The sequence below is a fragment of the Aeromonas sp. ASNIH5 genome (genome assembly GCF_002902865.1).
Lineage (GTDB): Bacteria > Pseudomonadota > Gammaproteobacteria > Enterobacterales > Aeromonadaceae > Aeromonas > Aeromonas caviae.
The window spans coordinates 2307654-2328377 of record NZ_CP026122.1; the positions used below are offsets into that span (position 1 = coordinate 2307654).

Here is a 20724-nt window from a genome sequence, read left to right on the forward strand (position 1 = left end):
ATGACCGACGCCGTGGCAATATTTGCGCTTTCCCGTCTCGTTCGTCCGGAGTTTTGATGAAAAAGTGGTTCATCCCCCTGCTGGCCCTCTGGCTTTATGGCTGCAACGCAGGTCCCGGTGAAGAGACCATCCAGAGCCAGGTCACCGCCAGGTTGCAGGCGGGCACGGATGCTGACCTGTTCGACATCCGCGACTTCGCCGTGCTCGGCAAGGAGGAGCGGATGGAGGGGGTCTATCTGGTCAAGGTGAGCTACCAGCTCCACTTCAAGCAGGGACTGGATCAGTTGCAGGTGCTGCACGACGAGGATCTCGTCTATGACAGGGTCGGCCCCTTCCAGCAGGAGATGGGGCTGATGGAGCTCGAGCGCAAATATGGCGACTTCGAGGCAGGCCAGGCCCTGGCGCAGGAGACCCAGGTCTGGATGATGAAGACGGAGCAGGGCTGGCGCCTGGCCGAGCCAGACGCGACCCAGCAGGGATAATCCCGAGCCCCCCTCCCCCTAGAGCAGATCCTTCAGCCGATACCAGAGCATCCCGAGCGCCAGCAGCGGAGAGCGCAGCGCCGGGCCACCCGGGAAGGTCATGTGGGGGACGCGGCTGAAGAGATCGAAGCCCCGGCTCTCCCCCTTGATCGCCTCCGCCACCAGCTTGCCCGCCATGTGGGTGGCATTGAGGCCATGGCCCGAATAGGCCTGGGCATAGAAGACGTTGGGATGCTGCTCGAGGCGGCCTATCTGGGGCAGCCGGTTGGCGCCTATGCCTATCATGCCCCCCCACTGGAACTCGATGGCGGTACCCGCGAGCTCGGGGAAGACCCGCAGCAGCTTGGGCAGCATGAAGGCCTTGATATCACGGGGGTCACGGCCCGAGTAGTTGCAGGCACCGCCAAACAGCAGGCGACCGTCCGCCGACAGCCGATAGTAGTCGAGCGCCACATTCTGATCGCACACCGCCATGTTCTGTGGCAGCAAGCGCTGGCGCAGGCGCTTCTCCAGCACCTGGGTGGCGAGAATGTAGGAGCCTGCTGGCAGCACCTTGCCCCCGAGATCGGGCTGGAGGTCGCCCAGGTAAGCGTTGCAGCCGATCACCAGGTAGTCCGCGCTGACCCGGCCGTGGGCCGTGGTCACCTCGACCCGCTCGCCGTAGTCGATGTGGGTCACCCTTGAGTGTTCGAACAGGGAGACCCCGAGACTGGCTGCCGCACGCGCTTCGCCGAGGGCCAGGTTGAGAGGATGCAGGTGACCGGAGCCCATGTCGATCATCCCGCCGATATAGCGATCCGACCCGACCACGGTGTGCATCTCCTCCCGTGCCACCATTTTCAGTGCGGGCCGGTAACCCAGGCTCGCCAGGTGCTCGGCATCCTCCTCGAACCCCTTCAAGTGGCGCGCCTTGGTGGCGAGATCGCAATAGCCCCAAGTGAGATCGCACTCGATATTGAAACGCTCGACCCGCTCGCGCACCAGCTGCACCGCTTCGATCCCCATGAGATCCAGCTCCCGCACGCCCGCCTCGCCAATCCAGCGGGCGAACTGGCTGGTATCGTGACCGATGCCGCGGATCAGCTGGCCGCCGTTGCGCCCCGACGCTCCCCAGCCGATGCGGTTGGCCTCCAGCAGCACCACCTTGTAACCGGCATCGGCCAGATTGATGGCGGTGTTGAGGCCAGTGAAACCGCCACCGATGACGCAAACGTCCGCATCCAGTTCACCACTGAGCTCGGGCCACTGCCGATGGTCGTTGCGAGTGGCCGCGTAATAGGAGGCCGTGTGTTCCTGATGTCCCTGTCTTCCTGTCTGCATGCTCAGCATCCTGCCTGGTTGCATTCGTTTACTAAATTAAACGGGTGTCATCGATAATACTCAGCCCCCCATCCCCAATCCAGCCCGTCAGGATCACAGAAATGCAAAAGGCGCCCCGAAGGGCGCCTTTTCATGCAATCAAGGTGCTGCGAATTACAGTACGTCGATGGCGTTCAGGTCGGAGAAGGCCTTCTCCAGACGCGCGATCATGGAAGTCTGACCGGCACGCAGCCATACGCGCGGATCGTAGAACTTCTTGTTCGGCTTGTCGGCACCTTCCGGGTTGCCCAGCTGGCCTTGCAGGTAGGCTTCGTTGGACTTGTAGAAGTTCAGCACGCCTTCCCAGGTCGCCCACTGGGTGTCGGTGTCGATGTTCATCTTCACCACGCCGTAGGAGATGGATTCGCGGATCTCTTCCAGGGTAGAGCCGGAGCCACCGTGGAACACGAAGTCCAGGGACTTGGCAGGCAGACCGAACTTCTCGGAGACGTACTTCTGGGAGTTGTCCAGGATCTTCGGAGTCAGCTTAACGTTACCCGGCTTGTACACACCGTGCACGTTGCCGAAGGAGGCAGCGATGGTGAAGCGCGGGCTGATCTTGGACAGACGCTCGTAGGCGTAGGCCACGTCTTCCGGCTGGGTGTACAGGGAGGATTGGTCCAGGTGGCTGTTGTCCACGCCGTCTTCTTCACCGCCGGTGCAGCCCAGTTCCAGCTCCAGAGTCATGTTCATCTTGGCCATGCGGGTCAGGTACTCGCAGCAGATGTCGATGTTCTCTTCCAGAGACTCTTCAGACAGATCCAGCATGTGGGAGGAGAACAGCGGCTTGCCGGTTTCGGCGAAGTGCTTCTCACCAGCATCCAGCAGACCGTCGATCCACGGCAGCAGCTTCTTGGCGGCGTGGTCGGTGTGCAGGATCACCGGTACACCGTAGGCTTCGGCAACGGCGTGCACGTGCTTGGCACCGGAGATGGCACCCAGGATGGCAGCTTGCTGGCCTTCCAGCTTCAGACCCTTGCCGGCGGTGAACACGGCACCACCGTTGGAGAACTGTACGATAACCGGGGCTTTGACCTTGGCAGCAGCTTCCAGCACGGCGTTCACGGAGTCGGTACCGACGCAGTTGACGGCCGGCAGAGCGAAGCCGTTTTCCTTGGCGATGGCGAACACTTTCTGAACGTCATCACCAGTGATCACGCCGGGTTTTACGAAGTCGAAAATTTTCTTAGACATGTTTAATCGTCCTGTCTCGTATGCCGTTAATAAAAAGTGGGGGGTTCATCATGAACCGGCACAGCGGGCACATGATAAACGAAACGGGAGGCTTTTGCCCCCCGTTCCGGGTCAATTAGGCTTTGGCGCGCTCTTCGAGAATCGCGACAGCCGGCAGTACCTTGCCTTCTACGAACTCCAGGAAGGCGCCGCCGCCGGTGGAGATGTAGGAGACCTTGTCGGCGATGCCGAACTTGTCGATGGCAGCCAGGGTGTCACCACCGCCAGCGATGGAGAAGGCCGGGGAAGCGGCGATGGCTTCGGCGATCACCTTGGTGCCTTCAGCGAACTGGTCGAACTCGAACACACCGACCGGGCCGTTCCACAGGATGGTCTTGGCGTTCATGATGATGTCGGCCAGGGCCTTGGCGGAATCCGGACCGATGTCGAAGATCATGTCGCCGTCAGTCACGTCGGACACGGACTTGATGGTGGCCGGGGTGGATTCGGAGAATTCGCTACCCACAACCACGTCGGTGGTCACCGGAATGTTGGTCTCGGCAGCCAGTTTCTTGGCGGTGTCGATCAGGTCGTGCTCGCACAGGGACTTGCCGACGTTGTGACCGGCAGCAGCGATGAAGGTGTTGGCGATGCCACCACCGACCACCAGCTGGTCAGCGATCTTGGAGAGGGATTCCAGCACGGTCAGCTTGGTAGAGACCTTGGAGCCGCCAACGATGGCAACCATGGGGCGCTCGGGCTTCAGCATGGCTTTGCCCAGGGCTTCCAGTTCACCGGCCAGCAGGGGGCCTGCACAGGCAACCGGCGCGAACTGGGCCACACCGTAGGTAGAACCTTCGGCGCGGTGAGCAGTACCGAACGCATCCATTACAAAGACGTCACACAGGGCGGCGTATTTTTTGGCCAGATCGATGGTGTTCTTCTTCTCGCCTTTGTTGAAGCGGCAGTTTTCCAGCACAACCAGCTCACCGGCGGCGACGTCTACGCCATCCAGGTAGTCTTTGGCCAGACGAACCGGGCAGGACAGTGCGTCTTTCAGATAGTTGACAACCGGAGCCAGGGAGAATTCTTCGTTGTATTCACCCTCGGTCGGACGACCCAGGTGGGAGGTGATCATCAGCTTGGCGCCCTTTTCCAGAGCCAGCTTGATGGTCGGCAGAGTCGCAACGATACGTGCATCGGAAGTGACCTTGCCGTCTTTTACCGGCACGTTCAGGTCAGCACGGATCAGAACGCGTTTGCCCGCCAGATCCAGGTCGGTCATCTTGATAACAGACATATTCAGTCCTCTATATATTTTCAGGTAATGTTAAAAAAACAGTAACCTTGCGCCCGGTGCAGACTTTCAGCCTGCGGCCATCATGGCCCGGGTGGTATCCAGCATGCGGTTGGCGAAGCCCCATTCGTTATCGCACCACATCAACATCTTGACGAGGTTGGCATCGCTGACCCGAGTCTGGGTACCATCAATGATGCAGGAGTGTGCATCATGATTAAAGTCTACGGAGACCAGTGGCTCTTCCGTGTAGTCCAGAATACCGTGTAATGTACCTCTGGATGCCCGTTGCAGGGCTTGATTTACGTCACTAACTGTCACTTTTTTACGAACAGTAATGCTCAGATCCATGGCGGTTACATTGATGGTCGGTACCCGTACCGCGATCGCCTCGAACTTGCCGGCGAAGTGGGGAAGGATACGTTCCAACCCCTTTGCCAGCTTGGTGTCCACCGGGATGATGGACTGGCTGGCTGCCCGGGTTCTGCGCAAGTCGCCGTGATAGGCATCGATGACTTGCTGATCGTGCATGGCCGAATGAATTGTCGTAATAGTACCACAATTTATCTCGAATTCTCGATGCAATGTTTCGATCACCGGCACCACGCAGTTGGTGGTGCAGGAGGCGTTCGACACGATCCGCTCCCGCCCCGTCAGTACCTGGTGATTGACCCCGTAGACGATGGTGGCGTCCACGTCCGCATCCGCCGGATGGGAGAAGAGCACCTTGCCCGCCCCCGCGCCCAGATGCAGCTCGGCATCGGCCCGCGAGCCGAACACGCCGGTGCAGTCCAGCACCACGTCCACCCCCAGCGCCCGCCAGGGCAGCCTGGACGGATCCTTCTCGGCAAACAGGGCGATGAGATCCTCCCCCACCTGCATGCTGCTGCCCGCCAGTTGCACCGGGTAGCGGAAGCGACCGTGACTGGTGTCGAAGCGGGTGAGGTGCACCATGGCCTCCGGCGCCGCCAGCTCGTTGATGGCGACGATCTTGATGGTCTTGTCGCGTCCGCTCTCGTAGAGGGCCCGCAGCACGTTGCGGCCGATGCGGCCGTACCCGTTGATGGCAATCTTGATCATGAAAGTTCTGTGTCCTTACCTGCGACTGAGGGATGAACGAATGGGCGGCTCACGAGAGCAGCGCCTCCCTGAAGACACCGCGTGCAAGCAGCGCGGCCCCGAACACTCCGGCACTGTCCCCCAACGCAGGCGCGATGAGGGGGGTGGCGAAACGGGGATTGAAGAGAAATGGCAGCACGGTCTGGCGGCCGGCGCTGTAGAGGCTCTGCACGTTGCCCACCCCGCCGCCGATGACGATGACGTCCGGATCCAGGATGTTGACCACGTTCGCGAGCGCCTGACCGAACAGCAGGTGCAACCTGTCTATGGTGAGCCTGGCCACGTGATCGTGGGCGGTGGCTGCCGCAATCTGGGCGAGTGAGAGGCGGCGCTTGGCTCTGGCCTCGTACCAGGCCTCCAGGGCCGGGCCACTGATCATGGTCTCGACGCAGCCGCGCTTGCCGCAGTAGCATTCGGGACCGTCCGGTGAGAGCACGTTGTGACCCCACTCCCCGGCGATGCCGTGGTGGCCGTTCAGGATCTGGCCGTTGATGACGATGCCGGCCCCCACCCCGGTGCCCATGATGATGCCGAACACCACTTTCGCACCGGCATGGTGCTGGCGCACCGCGCCGAGGTGGGTTTCCGCCAGGGCGAAGCAGTTGGCGTCGTTGGCGATGAGCACGGGCACGCCGAGCCTGCGCTCCAGATCTTCCTTGAGCGGCTTGCCGTTGAGCTCGGTGGTATTGCAGTTCTTCATCACCCCGGTCTGGGGATCCCGCGCCCCCGGCGTCCCCATGCCGATGACGGCAGGGCGCTGGCCGAGCCGCGCGGCGCACTCGTCCACCAGCCTGGCGATCTGGCCGATGATGTGATCATAACCGCCGGCACGTTCGGTGGGGATGCGATGGCGCAGCAACACCTCGTCGCCGTCCAGCACCACGCACTCGCACTTGGTCCCGCCAAGGTCGATGCCCCAATCCCACGCACTCTTGCCCATCCTGCCTCCTGCCCTGTTCAGCGACGCCATCCTCCGGTGAACAGGCGCGCTCGCCCATCCTGTCCGTGACGGTGTTCCATGGTGGTGCAGTGTAACCCGAGCGATGGCCGGGATGCAGCCCCGCCGGCAACGAAACGGGGCCCGAAGGCCCCGTTCACTGCACTGTTTGACGCGCTCAGCGACCGTGGTACCGGGCGGAGAGCTCGTGTACCGCGTTGACGAAGACGCCGGCATGCTCCGGGTTCACGTCCTGATGGATGCCGTGACCCAGGTTGAAGACGTGACCGTTGCCATGACCGAAGCCGGCCAGGATGGAGGCAACCTCCTCCCGGATGCGCTCGGGGGCGGCGTAGAGCATGGAAGGATCCATGTTGCCCTGTAGCGCCACCTTGTCGCCGACCCGGCGTTTGGCGTCCGCGATGTCGGTGGTCCAGTCCAGCCCCAGGGCGTCGCAGCCGGTGGCGGCGATCTGCTCCAGCCACTGCCCGCCGTTCTTGGTGAACAGGGTGACCGGCACGCGGCGACCGTCGTGCTCGCGGATGAGGCCGTCGACGATCTTGTGCATGTACTGCAGGGAGAAGTCGCGGTAGTCGCGCGGGGTCAGCACGCCGCCCCAGGTGTCGAACACCATGACCGCCTGGGCACCCGCCTTGATCTGGGCGTTGAGATAGCTGATCACGCTGTCCGCCAGCTTGTCGAGCAGCAGGTGCAGGGTCATGGGCTCGGCGTACATCATCTGCTTGATCTTGGTGAACGCCTTGGAGCTGCCCCCCTCCACCATGTAGGTGGCCAGGGTCCAGGGACTGCCGGAGAAGCCGATGAGCGGCACTTCGCCCTTGAGCTCGCGGCGGATGGTGCGCACCGCGTTCATCACGTAGCCGAGCTCGTCTTCCGGATCCGGCACAGGCAGGGCCTGCACGTCGGCCATGGACTGGATGGGGCGCTCGAAGCGCGGGCCTTCCCCGTGCTCGAAGTAGAGGCCCAGGCCCATGGCGTCGGGCACGGTGAGGATGTCGGAGAAGAGGATGGCGGCATCGAGCGGGTAGCGGCGCAGGGGCTGCAGGGTGACTTCACAGGCCAGCTCGGCGTTGCGGCACAGGGACATGAAGTCCCCCGCGACGGCGCGGGTCGCCTTGTATTCCGGCAGGTAGCGGCCAGCCTGACGCATCATCCACACCGGGGTCATGTCCACATCCTGGCGCAGCAGGGCACGCAGGTATCGATCGTTCTTCAGCTCTTTCATCCCAGTTCCTGACTCATCTCACGCATAAAATGGCGGACATGATACCACTTTGTACAAGGCTGAGGGCGGCCCAAAGGTGCCGTTGAGCCGTCCGAGTGCAAAGATGTGAGGGGGCGCAAACAAGCGCCCCGCGTTTCCTGCCGGTCTGGGGGTCGTCAGCCCTCGTCGGCGAGGCACTGTTCGATAAGCCGGCGCGCTATGGTGCCATGAGGGGGCAAGCGCGGCAGCCGGTCAGCCTCAAAGAAGCCTGCCGCCACCAGTTCGTCATCCTGCACCCGGATCTCGCCGCTCTCGTAGTCGGCGGTGAAGCCCATCATCAGGCTGTGGGGGAAGGGCCAGGGCTGGCTCGCCACGTAACGCACATTGGTCACCCGGATGCCGCTCTCCTCGAACACCTCCCGCGCCACGCACTGCTCCAGATTCTCCCCTGCCTCCACGAAGCCGGCCAGCACGGTATACATGGGATCATCCGCCTGATAGTGACGGCGGTGGGCTGCCAGCAAGATGGCCGGCCCCTTGCGCACCGCGACGATGATACAGGGGGAGATGCGCGGATAGACGACATGGCCGTGATGACACCCCTGGGCCCACTCCCCTTCCCTCGGGGTCATGGGGGCGCCGCACTCACCGCAGAAACGATGGGTACGGCGAAAGGTGGCGAGCTGCCAGGCCCGTCCTGCGAGGCGAAAGCCCTCTTCGTCCCCCGCCACCATGAGCTGGCGCAGCGGGGCCATGGCCCCGGTCTCCGCCTCAGCCCCCAGATCCAGCAGATGGCAAGGCAGGCCGTCCCACTCGTCGAAGCGCTCGAAGGAGGCGGTGTGCAGATGGGTGGGCAAAACGGCGCGGGGCCCTTGTGGAATGCGCCCCTGTTCATCCAGCAGGACGAGGTGATCGCCCCCCAGCACGAACCAGAAGGCCTGTTCAGTTGATGACATATGATGAAGGCTCTTGTTGAGAATGCGCGCGGCACAGGATCGTTCGCCTCATCTTACGAGCGGGAAGGGCCGATGGCGACCCCCGACATGGCCCTCTTCTCGCCAGACACACCATGAAAAAAGGCCGCCTCTGGCGACCTTTCATCCTGTTGACCGCCCGGACGATCAGTTCATCCAGCGCTCGCTGCTCTTGCGACGGCGCGGGAGCATGGGCAGGAGGATCCCGAGCAGGATGCCCCCCCCCACCATGGCACCACCGCGGATGAACCAGTCCATCTGCATGTCGTGCTCACGGTTGTCATAGCTCTGGGTCAGGGCGTCGTTCTGTTCCTTGAGGCTGCTCATCTCGGCGCTCTGGCTGTCCAGACGGGCTTTGAGGCTGGCGATCTCCTTGCTCTGCTCGGCGATCTTGCCATCCTTCTCGGCGAAGCGTTTCTCGTTGTCGCCATTGAGGTTCAGCAGGCGGGCCTTGGCTTCGTCCAGCTCTTTCTGAACCTGGGGAAGGCGTTCACGCAGGCTGATCTCCCCCTGCAGCTCGCTGTTCTTGATCCAGCCCTCGCGGCCACGACCGTCCACCACCTGGGTGAATCCGGCCTCCTGGTTTACCGCCTTGACCTCCAGCGGCTCACCGGCCTTGACGCTGCCGAGGATCCGGTACTGGGTACCCGGACCGTTGTGGATATAGGTAAAGATGTTGTCTGAAACATAGCGGGTATCGGCCAGTGCCTGTTGGGCACACAAGCAGATCAGGATCCCGAGAAGGGCGCGCATGGTCGATCGATTCTCTTCGTTGGATTAGGTTGCAGGCCGAATGTTAAGCCGCCTGCGGGTCAAAGGACAAGCAAAGAAAAGCGCCATCTCCCCGAGTGAGAGCTGTCTCGCAGCGCCGCCGGTTTGCCACGCGACCATTCCAGACGTCGTACCTACTTCTGTTTCAGCGCCTGCACCTCGGCGCGCAGGGCCTTGAGCTCTTTGAGCAGTTGCGCCTGCTGCTCGCTCTGCTGGCGTCGCCACACCGCGGTGTCATCGTTGGTCTTGCCGGGATGGACGAACAGGCTGGCCATGAAGCCGCTGAGGGCGCCAAACAACCCCACTCCAAAGAGGATCAGCAGGCTGGCGACGAAGCGCCCCTCCTCCGTCTTGGGCACCAGATCCCCGTACCCCACGGTAGAGAGGGTCACCAGCGTCCACCAGAAGGCATCGTAAGGAGTCTGGATCTGGCTGCCGGGTTGCCCCGTTTCCAGCCAGTACATGACGCCGGAGCCGACCCCCAGCAACAGGAAGAAGAGGAAGAGAATGCCGGAGAGGGTGGTTTCGTTGCGTTCACGACGGAACATGGCCAGCAGATCCGGTCTGTCCCGGAGCAACTGGTAGACCCGCCACAGCTGGATGAGCCGCGCCCAACGTAGTTGTTCCACCATGGGCAGGCTGCCGGGCAGATAGAACCAGTTGCTCTTGAAGAAGGCCATCCTGTCGGAGGCGCGCGCCCAGCCATAGGCGAAGTGAGCGAGGAAGAAGTAGCAGATCAGACTGTCGACATCATAAAAGAGCTGCAAAGTCTGGGGGCTCAGTTCACCGTGCCCCAGCCAGCGAGCAGCCACCAGGCAAACCGAAATCACGGAGAGAAACCCCATCAGCAGATCCATGGTACGCAAATGAGTTAAGTGATGTCGCATACATTTTCCAACTTTAAGCACGGTGCAAATTAATAAAAAGGAAGATAATGCCGATAGCTATGACGGCAAAGGAATAATGGACGTTGAAAGGAGAAAAATTATGCAGTTGAACCCGCTGGAGAGGCGCATGAGCAACATCCGACTGGTGCCCAAGGTGGTGCTGCTCATGGTGTTCAGCACCCTGCTGCTGCTGGCCAAACTCTGGTTCGATGCCAGCAACCTGGAAGCGACCCTGCTCAGCGAGGGCATTGATGCCGCCATGGCCAACACCATCGCCGATCGCCTGCTCTGGACCGGGCTGGTGGAGACGGCGCTCATGGGGGTCGTCTTCGTGGTGCTGCTGCTCACCGGCTCCCGCCTCATGGTCAAGCAGGTCCACTACCTGGTGGGGCTGCTGGAGCGTTTCGCCAACAAGGATCTCAGCCACAGCGTGCTGCTCAAGTCCCGGGACGAGTTCGGCGACATCGCCAAGGCGGTGGCCCACTCCCAGGAGAACCTCAAGGAGGTGTTCGGAACCCAGCGTGCCGCCTGCAAGGAGCTCAACGAGATCGCCTCCCAGGTGACTCTCTGTATGGATGAGGCGAACGAGGCCATCAACGAGGAGTTCACCCAGATTGAGCAGCTTGCCAGCGCCATGAGCCAGATGGTGGGTGCCATTCGAGAAGTGGCCAACCACGCGGAGCAGGCGTCCCACGCCACCGCCGAAACCAGCCAGCTGGCCGAGGAGGGCAGCCGCTGCGTGGCGGCTACCGTCAACACCATCGACACTCTCTCCGGCAACATCCAGCGCTCCTCCACCGTGGTCAACGAAGTGGAGCACGGGGTCGATCGCATCGGCTCCGTGGTGGACACCATCCGCAGCATCTCCGAGCAGACCAACCTGCTGGCCCTGAACGCCGCCATCGAGGCCGCCCGCGCCGGTGAGGCGGGTCGCGGTTTTGCCGTGGTCGCCTCCGAGGTGCGCGAACTCGCGAACCGTGCCCAGGCGGCCACCGTCGAGATCCAGAAGATGATCGAGCAGCTTCAGGGCAACGCCCGCCAGGCCGTCGGCCTGATGGCCGAGAGCGTGCAGCAGGCGGACAAGGGGGTGGAGCAGGTGACCCAGGCAGGTACCCAGCTCGACACCATAGTGCAACGGGTGCAGGGAGTGGCCGACATGAACCGCCAGATCGCCGCCGCCTCCGAGCAGCAGAGCTCGGTCGCCGAGGAGATGAATGCCAACCTGGAGCAGGTCAAACAGGTGGTGGAAGGCTCCGTCGTGGTGCTGCGGGAGCTGAAAGATGCCTCCGAACTGGTGGAACACCACAGCCAGACGCTGGACAGCCATATCCAGGCCTTCAAGCTGGCCTGATGCTGGCGCCCATCGTCAAACCTTCAGGCTGGCCTGAGGTCGTGATTTGAGTACACTGGAAGGCCCCCTTAGGGGCCTTTCTTTTTTCATCACGGCAAGGAGCCAGGATGCAGACCACAGAACGTGCGCTTGAGATAAGCGACGACAAGGGGCGCCTCGACGTCCCGCTCATTCACCGTTTCCTCAGTGAAGAGGCCTACTGGTGCCTCGGCATTCCCCTCGCTACCCTGCAGCGGGCCATCAACCACTCCCTGTGCTTCGGAGCCTATCTCGACGGCCAGCAGGTCGCCTTCGCCCGGGTCATCACCGACAAGGCAACCTTCGGTTATCTCGCCGACGTCTTCGTGCTGCCCGAACATCGCGGGCGCGGTCACAGCAAGGCCCTGGTGGCAGCCATCCTCGCCCACCCGGAGCTGCAAGGGCTGCGCCGTCTCTCCCTCGCCACCTCCGATGCCCACGGCCTCTACGCCGGTTTCGGTTTTGTGCCGCCGAGAAGCCCCGGCAGCCTGATGGAAATCTACGACCCCGAGATCTACCGGCGTCCCTGAGCCCGGCCGATCGCCAGATCCGTCGCCGGATCACCTTCCGGGCAGCGGCGCTGTGACGCCAGCGCCCGGGAGTGCTAGATTGGCAGCCGGCATTTCACTCTCCCTGCAGACTCGTCAACCACAAGGATGGCAACCGTGGCCCAGCACTCTCCCTCTTTCTCCGCCTTCTCTCCCTTGTTGCAGGAGCAGGCCCTGCGCCACTGGCAGCGGCTGCTCGCCCTGGCGCCCCAGTATGACGCACTGCCCGAGTCCACCCGCCAGAACCTGCTGACCCTGCTCGGCCTCTCCGACTTTGTCGCAGACTCCCTTATCAAGCAGCCGGGGCTGCTGGCCGAGACCCTGGCATCGGACGCACTGACCCGGGCCGAGCGCTGGCCCGCCTATGAACCTGAGCTCGCAGCCCTGCTCGCCGAGGTCGCGGACGAGGAGGCGCTCAAGCGCATCCTGCGCCAGTTCCGCCGCAGCCGCATGCTGGTGATCGCCTGGCGCGAGCTGCTCGGGGAGTCAGAGGTCGAAGAGAGCTTCATCCATCTCACCAAGCTGGCGGATGCCCTCATCAGTGGTGCCCGCGACTGGCTCTACGCCAAACAGTGCAGCGAGCTGGGCACCCCCATGGACGGCGATGGCAACCCCCAGCCGCTGCTCATCCTCGGCATGGGCAAGCTCGGCGGCGGCGAGCTCAACTTCTCCTCGGACATCGACCTTATCTTCACCTTCCCCGAGAACGGCTACACCGTTGGCGGTCGGCGGGAGCTCGCCAACCAGCAGTTCTTCATCAAGCTGGGGCAGCGTCTCATCAACGCCCTCCACCAGCCCACCCAGGATGGTCAGGTGTTCCGGGTCGACATGCGGCTGCGCCCCTTTGGCGATGCGGGGCCGCTCGCCATCTCCTTCGCCGCCATGGAAGACTACTACCAGCATCACGGCCGCAACTGGGAGCGCTACGCCATGGTCAAGGCGCGAGTGCTGGGCCCCCAGTGTGAACACGCCATGGCCCTGACCGAACTGCTGCGCCCCTTCGTGTTCCGCCGCTACATCGACTTCGGCGTCATCGACGGCCTGCGCCAGATGAAGGCGATGATCGCCGCCGAGGTGCGCCGCAAGGGACTGGAGGGCAACATCAAGCTGGGGGCCGGGGGCATTCGCGAGGTGGAGTTCATCGCCCAGGCGCTGCAACTCATCCGTGGCGGGCGCGAGCCCGCCCTGCGGGTACGCCACCTGCCCGAGGCGCTGGCCGCCATCGCCCAGGGGGGTGCCCTGGAGGGGAGCCAGTGCGAACGCCTGCTCACCGCCTATCGCTTCCTGCGCCGGGTGGAAAACATCTTGCAGGAGATCGGCGATCAGCAGACCCAGACTCTGCCCACCGAGGATCGGGATCGCCAGCGGCTCATCGCCACCCTCGGCTTTACCGACTGGGACGCCTTCATGGCCCACCTCGATGAGGAGATGGCCGCCGTCCATCAGGAGTTCGTCGCCGTGGTGGGGGAAGAGAAGGAGGCCCCCGCCCACCTGGAACAGCTCTGGCTCGATCTCTGGCGCACCGAGCTTGATGCCGCCGAGCTGGAAAAACTGCTGACCACGCAGGGAGTGGTGGAGCCCGCCCCCCTCTGCGCCGCCCTGCTGCGTTTCAAGGAGGAGTACAAGCGCCGTCAGGTAGGGCCCCAGGGGCGCATCGCCCTGGACTGGCTGATGCCGGAGCTGCTGCGCCTGGTGGTGGCGAGCCGTGAGCCCGCCCGCCTGTTCGAGCGGGTCTGCACCCTGCTGACTCGCATCTTCACCCGCAGCGCCTATCTGCAACTGCTGGCGGAAAACCCCGCCGCCCTGCGCCAGCTGGTGCGCCTGTGTGACGAGAGCAACCTGGTGAGCGAGCAGCTGGCCCGCTACCCCATCCTGCTGGACGAGCTGCTGGATCCCCAGCACCTCTACCACCCCACCCCGCTGGATCAGTACAAGCCCCAGCTGCGCCAGTTCCTGCTGCGCATCCCCGAGGAGGACGTGGAGCAGCAGATGGAGGCGCTGCGCCAGTTCAAGCAGGTGCAGCTCCTGCGCATCGTCGCCGCCGACATCGCCGGTGCCCTGCCGCTGATGAAGGTGAGCGACCACCTCACCTGGCTGGCGGAGGCGATCACCGAGGAGGTGGTCAATCAGGCCTGGGCCCAGATGAGCGAACGCTACGGGGTGCCGCCCGAGGTGGCGGTGAGCGGTGAGCGCGGCTTTGCGGTGGTGGCCTACGGCAAGCTGGGAGGCATCGAACTCGGCTACGGCTCGGATCTCGATCTGGTGTTCCTGCACGGCGGCGACCCCAACAGTTACACCGATGGCCGCAAGCCCATCGACAGCCGCCAGTTCTACCTGCGCCTGGCCCAGCGGATCCTGCATCTGTTCAGCACGCGCACTCCGTCCGGCATCCTCTACGAGATCGACATGCGGCTGCGCCCCTCCGGCGACGCCGGCCTGCTGGTCTCATCGCTGTCGGCCTATGAGCAGTACCAGCAGCAGGAAGCCTGGACCTGGGAGCATCAGGCCCTGGTGCGAGCCCGTCCCATCTATGGCGATGATACCGTGGTCGCCGAATTTGCCCGCATCCGCCGCGACGTGCTGGCCAAGGAGCGGGATCTGCCCACCCTGGCCCGTGAAGTGCGGGAGATGCGCCAGAAGATGCGGGATCACCTGCTCAAGGCGGGAGAGGGAGAGTTCGATCTCAAGCAGTCCCCCGGCGGCATGGTGGACATCGAGTTCATCGCCCAGTACCTGGTGCTGGCCCATGCCTGCGGTGAGCCGGACGCCCTCACCCGCTGGTCAGACAATGTGCGCATCTTCGATGAGTGCGTGATGGCGGGGGTACTCACACTGGAGCAGGCGGAGGGGCTCAAGCAGGCCTATCTGGAGATCCGCAACCTCGGCCATCGCCTCAATCTCTCGGAGATCTCCCGCAAGGTGGGGGACGATCAGTTGCCGCGAGAGCGGGGCCATGTGCTGGCGGTCTGGCAACAGCTGCTGGGAGAATAAGCAGAAGGGGCGCCATGGCGCCCCTTCTCGTTGACGGGAGGCTTGTTGAAGATGACCTAACGCCCGCCCGCCACATCGATAAAGGTGCCGGTGGCATAGGAGGCCTCGTCCGACAGCAGCCAGGCGATGGCGGTCGCCACCTCACGGGGTTCGCCGCCCCGTTGCAGGGGAATATTGCCTTTGATCCTGTCCACCCGGCCGGGCTCGCCGCCGTCGGCATGCATCTCGGTGTAGATGAAACCCGGACGCACCCCGTTGACCCGGATCCCCTGAGCCGCCAGCTCCAGCGACAAGCCTCTGGTCAGCACGTCGACGGCCCCCTTGGCGGCGGCATAATCCACGTACTCCCCGGGGGAGCCCAGCCGGGCGGCGGCCGAAGAGACATTGACGATGGCGCCCCCCGCCGTCATGCGGCGCACCGCCTCGCGGCAGCAGAGAAAGCAGCTGGTGACATTGGTGGTCAGGGTCTGGTTGATGCGCTCGGCGCTCATCTCCAGTACCCGCATCTGAGGCTGCAACCTGCCGGCGTTGTTCACCAGATGAGTGACGGGGCCGAGCCGCGCGTCCATCTCCTCGAACAGGCGCACCACCTCGGCCTCCACGCTGACATCGGCCTGCACCGCGATGCACTCGACCGGATGGGTGGCCAGGATCTCGGCCACCACCCCCTCGGCGGACGCCCTGTCCTGACGATAGTTGAGACAGAGATGGTAACCCTGAGCCGCCAGATAGCGGGCTGTCGCGGCCCCGATACCTCTGCCGCCGCCGGTGATCAGCACCCGTTTGTTCATGAACCCTCCTGGTTCCCGGTTTCGATGACTGCTTCGCATAGTACCTCATGTTGCCGACCACACCTCGTCCCGTGACGCCCGGCACAACAACAAAGAGCCCGCACGGGGCGGGCTCTTGATGGCAACAAGGGGAAGTTGGCTATTTGAACAGGCCCTTGAGCAGCTGGTCCGCCACCCCTTTCACCCCTTCGTTGTCGGCCTTGTCACCCAGCAGCTTCTTGAGACCGCGCTCGGCCTCCTTGCGGGCCTTCTCCTCCAGCACCTTGTTGTTGCTGAGCAAGGCCTTCACGTCAAGCTTGTAGCTCGGCGCCTGCCAGTGGCCGCCGATGCGCACCGGTATGGTGATGTCCTTGAGCTCGTCCACCGTCTTGCCCCCCTGCCCCTTGCTGCTCTCCACCACGGAGGTGAGGAACAGGAAGTCGAGGGTCTCCGGCACCAGGGCGGTCTGGCCCTGCCCCTTCACCCGCAGGGCGGGGGCAAACAGCTGGATGTCATCGCTCCTGGCAACCCCGTCGGCAATCTGGAAGCTGGCGGTGAGGGCGCTGAAGTCGGTCTTGCGCACCTCCTTCACCTGATCCGCCCCCTTGCCGGTCAGGGTGGCCCGCGCCTCGCGGATCATCTCCGCCAGGTTGATGCCGTGCAGGGCGCCATCGCTCAACTTGAGGTTCACCTTGCCCTGCATCCGGCTGCGCAGCGCCTGTTCGGAGAGTCCTGAGCCCTGCGCCTCGACCTCCAGATCCCCCTTGCCTTCCAGCAGGTCGGTCTGGGCCAGGGTCTGCAGCAGGGGCCGCACATCGACCCCTTGCACCCGCTTGTGCACCTGATAGCGGGCCGGCTGCTGACGGGCATCGAGCACGCCGCTGGCGGTCACCTTGCCACCGGCCACCCCGGCACTGAACTGCTTGAGGGTGAGCTGACCACCCGCCAGGGCCAGTTGCAGATCGACGGCGCTCAGATCCAGCCCCTTGAGGCGCAGGCTGCCCAGTTGCAGGCGGCCAGCCAGGTCCACCGACTTGAGGGCGGTCAGATCCGGTTCGGCCGTGGAGAGCGCCTGGGCGGCGGGTGCCGCAGCCTGATCCTTTGCTCCGGCCGGTGCAGCCGCCCCCGACGTGGCCGCAGCGGACGCCGTCCTGGCTGGCTGACCCAGCCAACTGTCCAGGTCGAGCTTGGCCCCCTTGAGGTCAAAGTCCACTTTGGGAACGGCCCCCAGACGAACGGCGCCGCTGCCGCTCAGCAGGGCATCGTCCGCCCCCAGCACCAGGTTGCTGAGGGCGACGCTCTGCTTGTCGAGCTCCGCGCGGGCAAAACCCGCCAGCTTCACCTGCATCTGCGGGCGCGGCAGAGAATCACCGCTGAGCTTGGCGGCCAGCACGGCATCCGATATTTCCAGCAGTTGCCGGTTTTCATCGAGGCGCGCCTTGAGGGTCCCCTCCAGCGTACCGGCCAGGGTCGGCTTGTTCGCTGCCCCCTGTGCCCCTTGCAGACTGAGGGTGAGGCTGCTCCACTGCCCCAGTGCCAGCCGATCGGCCTTGAGGGAGAAGGCATCCAGCCGCTGGGTCGGTTCGCTCAGGCTCCCCGCCAGTGCGACATCTTTCAGCTCGCTGCGGCTGGCATCGGACGCCAGCTTAAGCTGGGCCGACCCCTTGAGATCAAACGCCAGCTCACCCTGGGCCCCCTTGGCGGCCAGAGTCACCGGTACCCACTCCCCCGGGGTCAACTGCCCCAGATCGAAATCCAGCCTGTCGAGCCGGGAGACGGTACCGCTACGGTCGTCCCGCACCAGGGCGCTGGCATCCACCAGCGCGATGCCTTGCAGGCTGATCTGCCAGGGCTGCTTGTCACTGGCGGCTGGGGGCGTCGTTGCGGCAGGCTCGGAGGTCGTCGCCTCCCCCTTCGGCTCGGCGGAGGCCTTGAGCAGGTCACTCAGGTTGGAGCTGCCGTCAGCCTTGGTCTGGATAAAGAGATGGGCGCCGCTCAGGGTCACCTTGCCGATCTCAAGCCGGTGGGAGAGCAGCGGCAGCAAGCCTACCGAGGCCTCACCCTGCTCGAATCGCACCAGGTCGGGTTCGGCGAAACCGGCGGGGTTGCGCAGCGCCACCTTCTCGAGGGAGAGGCCGAGGCTCGGCCAGAAACGCCAGCCGATATCCCCTTGTATCACCAGCTCGCGGCCGGTGCTCTTGCGCACTTGTTCCGCCAGCTGGGGCTTGAACTGGTTGGGATCGATGAGGGACACCAGGGCGGCGATGGCCACCACGGCCGCCAGCGCCAACCCCAGCAGGATGTAGATGATCTTCTTCACGATGGACTCCTTGAATGCGGATCTTGTGGCTGACTATACCACCGGGGGGATGACAGATGGGGCCTGTCTGCCAAAACGGGCCAGTGGCGAGACAGGGATGGTCGCAGCTAGTGCTGCCAGCGCAGCTCTTCCAACACGCGGCAATAAAAAGGGCCCCGCAGGGCCCTGATGATAGTGGATGGCTGGCGCCCGTCTCGCCCGGATCAAGGCTGACGCGGCAGCTCCCTGTAGCCCATCTCGTACAGGGTGAAGGCATAGATGTCCGCACTCTGCTCGATAAGCTTGGCCACCGGCGTGCCCGCCCCGTGCCCGGCATTGGTCTCGATGCGGATGAGCTGGGGATGGGGGCCGGCATTGTCGGCCTGCAGGGTGGCGGCAAACTTGAAGGAGTGGGCTGGCACCACCCGATCGTCGTGATCCGCCGTGGTCACCAGGGTCGAAGGGTAGCTGACCCCGGCCCGGACGTTGTGCAGCGGCGAGTAGCCCTTCAGGTAGTCGAACATCGCCTCGCTGTCGGCGCTGGTACCATAGTCATAGGCCCAGCCCGCCCCGGCGGTGAAGGTGTGGTAGCGCAGCATGTCGAGCACCCCCACCGCCGGCAGGGCGACCCGCATCAGATCAGGCCGCTGGGTCATCACGGCCCCCACCAGCAGACCGCCGTTGGAGCCACCTCGGATCGCCAGCCGATCGGTGCGGGTGTAGCCCTCGGCCTTGAGGTACTCGGCCGCCGCGATGAAATCGTCGAACACGTTCTGCTTGTTCTGCTGGGTACCCGCCAGGTGCCAGGCCTGGCCGTACTCGCCGCCCCCGCGCAGGTTGGCCACCGCATAGACGCCCCCCAGATCCAGCCAGTTGGCCACCGACACGCTGAAGCTCGGGGTCAGGCTCACGTCGAAACCGCCGTAGCCGTAGAGGATGGTCGGGTTGCTGCCATCAAGCTTGAGCCCCTTGCGGTAGCTGATGATGAGCGGCACCCGGGTGCCGTCCTTGCTCTGGTAGAAGCGCTGCTCGGAGACGTAATCCTCCGGTTTGAACGGCGCCGCCGAGGCCCGATAGAGGCTGATGGCGCCGCTCTTGGGTTCAAACCGGTAGAGGGTGGGCGGCTGGGCATAGTGCTCGAAGCCGAAGTAGAGGGCGGGATCATCGTGCTTGCCGTTGAAGCCACTGACGCTGCCAAGGCCGGGCAGCGCCACCTCGCGCACCCGCTTGCCTTCGTAGTCGAACTGCTCGACCCGGGCGGTGGCATCCACCATGTACTCGGCGAACAGATAGCCGCTGCCGCTGTGTACCGTCAGCACCTGCTGACGCTCGGGAATGAGATCCCGCCAGTGGGCCGGGCCCGGGTTGGCGGCATCCACCGTCACCAGCCGGCCGTTGGGGGCGTCCCGGTTGGTCAGCAGGTAAAGGGTGCCGCCCTTGTTGTCCACCAGGCTCACGTCCGCATCCAGATCCCCCTGCACCGTCAGCAGCGGCGCGTTCTCCTGGCTCAGATCCTTCACATAGAGGCGGTTGCCCGAGGTGGAGTTCGCCGCCGAGATAAGCAGGAAGCGGTCATCTTCGGTGACGGTCGCCCCCACGTAACGGTGGTGCTGGGCCGGGATGGCGCCGAACACCAGCCGGTCATCCTCCTGCGCCGTGCCTAGCCGGTGGAAATAGACCTTGTGCTGATCGGTCCTGGCCGACAGCTCGCTGCCGTCGGGCTTGTCGTAGCTCGAGTAGAAGAAGCCCTCGTGGCCGAGCCAGCTGATGCCGCTGAACTTCACGTCCTTGAGGGGCGCCTCCAGCGGCTGCTTGCTCTCTACGTCCATCAGGTGGATCTCGCGCCAGTCGCTGCCCGCCAGCGACAAGGAGTAGGCCAGGATGCGGCCATCGCGGGAGAAGCTCAGTTGATCCAGCGCCGTGGTGCCGTCGGGGCTGAGGGTATTGGGATCGAGGAACACCTCGGCCGGCTTGCCCTCCAGCTGGCGCCACAGGACGTTCTGGTTCTGCAGGCCGTCGTTCTTGAAGAAGTAGTGGTAGCGCCCCTCGCGAAACGGCGCCCCCTCCTTGGCGTAATTCCAGGAGGCGGCCAGCTTCTCCTTGATGGCGGCGCGATACGGGATCTGCGCCAGGTAACCCTGAGTCACCCGGTTCTGGGCCTTGACCCAGGCCTCCGTCTCGGGGCTGCGGTCATCCTCCAGCCAGCGATAGGGGTCGGCCACGGCCTGGCCGAAATAGTGATCCACCTGCTCACCCTGGCGGGTGACGGGGTAGTGAAGGCGCGTATTCCCTGACATGGCATCCTCTCTGGTTGGCTGGCCGCTGCACGCACAGAGCAGTGACAGGGCCAGCAGGCTGACAATGGCTCGCATCGAGGCGGCTCCCTGCGGTTTGAGTGAGCGAGCAGGTTAACAAAGCACGCCGGATGGCCCAACCCCCCGACCGGTGACAGAGAGTGGCCCGCCGACACGGAGGAGCCATATGAGTTTTTTCGCTTAAGTTTGCCGCTTTATTTTGTTTGTT

The 20724-nt window shown here is 64.0% G+C and carries 16 protein-coding genes; 4 read left to right on the forward strand and 12 right to left on the reverse strand.

What is annotated here, in order from left to right; all coding sequences use genetic code 11:
- The first annotated feature begins 56 nt into the window (after nucleotides 1–56).
- Complete coding sequence (locus C2U30_RS10640) at nucleotides 57–482, forward strand: hypothetical protein (RefSeq protein WP_039040544.1); 426 nt, start codon at nucleotides 57–59, stop codon at nucleotides 480–482.
- 18 nt (nucleotides 483–500) lie between these two features.
- Here C2U30_RS10640 and C2U30_RS10645 read toward each other — a convergent pair whose 3' ends face one another.
- The 9 genes from C2U30_RS10645 to C2U30_RS10685 form a co-directional block, all read right to left on the reverse strand.
- Nucleotides 501–1802, reverse strand: coding sequence for an NAD(P)/FAD-dependent oxidoreductase (locus C2U30_RS10645; RefSeq protein ID WP_043154827.1), 1302 nt, complete (start codon nucleotides 1800–1802; stop codon nucleotides 501–503).
- A 153-nt stretch (nucleotides 1803–1955) separates the two neighbouring features.
- Nucleotides 1956–3035, reverse strand: coding sequence for a class II fructose-bisphosphate aldolase (gene fbaA, locus C2U30_RS10650; RefSeq protein WP_010675658.1), 1080 nt, complete (start codon nucleotides 3033–3035; stop codon nucleotides 1956–1958).
- A gap of 115 nt (nucleotides 3036–3150) precedes the next feature.
- Nucleotides 3151–4314 carry a phosphoglycerate kinase gene (locus C2U30_RS10655; protein WP_010675659.1) on the reverse strand — a complete coding sequence of 388 codons (1164 nt, stop codon included), beginning with the start codon at nucleotides 4312–4314 and terminating at the stop codon, nucleotides 3151–3153.
- Between the two features lie 66 nt (nucleotides 4315–4380).
- Nucleotides 4381–5391 carry an erythrose-4-phosphate dehydrogenase gene (epd, locus tag C2U30_RS10660; protein WP_103243718.1) on the reverse strand — a complete coding sequence of 337 codons (1011 nt, stop codon included), beginning with the start codon at nucleotides 5389–5391 and terminating at the stop codon, nucleotides 4381–4383.
- A gap of 49 nt (nucleotides 5392–5440) precedes the next feature.
- Complete coding sequence (locus C2U30_RS10665) at nucleotides 5441–6370, reverse strand: ROK family protein (protein ID WP_103243719.1); 930 nt, start codon at nucleotides 6368–6370, stop codon at nucleotides 5441–5443.
- A 175-nt stretch (nucleotides 6371–6545) separates the two neighbouring features.
- Complete coding sequence (gene hemE, locus C2U30_RS10670; protein WP_103243720.1) at nucleotides 6546–7613, reverse strand: uroporphyrinogen decarboxylase; 1068 nt, start codon at nucleotides 7611–7613, stop codon at nucleotides 6546–6548.
- Between the two features lie 155 nt (nucleotides 7614–7768).
- Nucleotides 7769–8548, reverse strand: a complete 780-nt coding sequence (gene nudC, locus C2U30_RS10675; RefSeq protein WP_103243721.1) for an NAD(+) diphosphatase — start codon at nucleotides 8546–8548, stop codon at nucleotides 7769–7771.
- A gap of 165 nt (nucleotides 8549–8713) precedes the next feature.
- Nucleotides 8714–9319 (reverse strand): TIGR04211 family SH3 domain-containing protein, encoded by a 606-nt coding sequence (locus tag C2U30_RS10680; protein ID WP_010675664.1) that lies wholly within the window; start codon nucleotides 9317–9319, stop codon nucleotides 8714–8716.
- A 152-nt stretch (nucleotides 9320–9471) separates the two neighbouring features.
- The gene (locus tag C2U30_RS10685) at nucleotides 9472–10224 is read right to left on the reverse strand and encodes a potassium channel family protein (RefSeq protein WP_029314808.1); all 753 of its coding nucleotides are present in this window, start codon (nucleotides 10222–10224) and stop codon (nucleotides 9472–9474) included.
- A 100-nt stretch (nucleotides 10225–10324) separates the two neighbouring features.
- On the opposite strand from C2U30_RS10685, the gene C2U30_RS10690 reads away from it, so the two are divergent.
- From C2U30_RS10690 to glnE, 3 genes are all read left to right on the forward strand, one after another.
- Nucleotides 10325–11575 carry a methyl-accepting chemotaxis protein gene (locus tag C2U30_RS10690; RefSeq protein ID WP_010675666.1) on the forward strand — a complete coding sequence of 417 codons (1251 nt, stop codon included), beginning with the start codon at nucleotides 10325–10327 and terminating at the stop codon, nucleotides 11573–11575.
- A gap of 107 nt (nucleotides 11576–11682) precedes the next feature.
- On the forward strand, nucleotides 11683–12123 hold the full coding sequence (locus C2U30_RS10695) for a GNAT family N-acetyltransferase (RefSeq protein ID WP_010675667.1): 441 nt from the start codon (nucleotides 11683–11685) through the stop codon (nucleotides 12121–12123).
- Between the two features lie 135 nt (nucleotides 12124–12258).
- On the forward strand, nucleotides 12259–15132 hold the full coding sequence (gene glnE / locus C2U30_RS10700; RefSeq protein WP_233721104.1) for a bifunctional [glutamate--ammonia ligase]-adenylyl-L-tyrosine phosphorylase/[glutamate--ammonia-ligase] adenylyltransferase: 2874 nt from the start codon (nucleotides 12259–12261) through the stop codon (nucleotides 15130–15132).
- Nucleotides 15133–15188: 56 nt separating this feature from the next.
- Here the strand turns inward: glnE and C2U30_RS10705 are convergent, their stop codons facing one another.
- From C2U30_RS10705 to C2U30_RS10720, 3 genes are all read right to left on the reverse strand, one after another.
- Nucleotides 15189–15923 (reverse strand): SDR family oxidoreductase, encoded by a 735-nt coding sequence (locus C2U30_RS10705; protein ID WP_103243723.1) that lies wholly within the window; start codon nucleotides 15921–15923, stop codon nucleotides 15189–15191.
- A gap of 139 nt (nucleotides 15924–16062) precedes the next feature.
- A complete protein-coding gene (locus C2U30_RS10710; protein WP_103243724.1) occupies nucleotides 16063–18222 on the reverse strand; it encodes an AsmA family protein in 2160 nt (719 codons plus the stop codon).
- A gap of 203 nt (nucleotides 18223–18425) precedes the next feature.
- Nucleotides 18426–20573, reverse strand: a complete 2148-nt coding sequence (locus C2U30_RS10720) for a prolyl oligopeptidase family serine peptidase (protein WP_103243725.1) — start codon at nucleotides 20571–20573, stop codon at nucleotides 18426–18428.
- Between the last annotated feature and the right edge of the window lie 151 nt (nucleotides 20574–20724).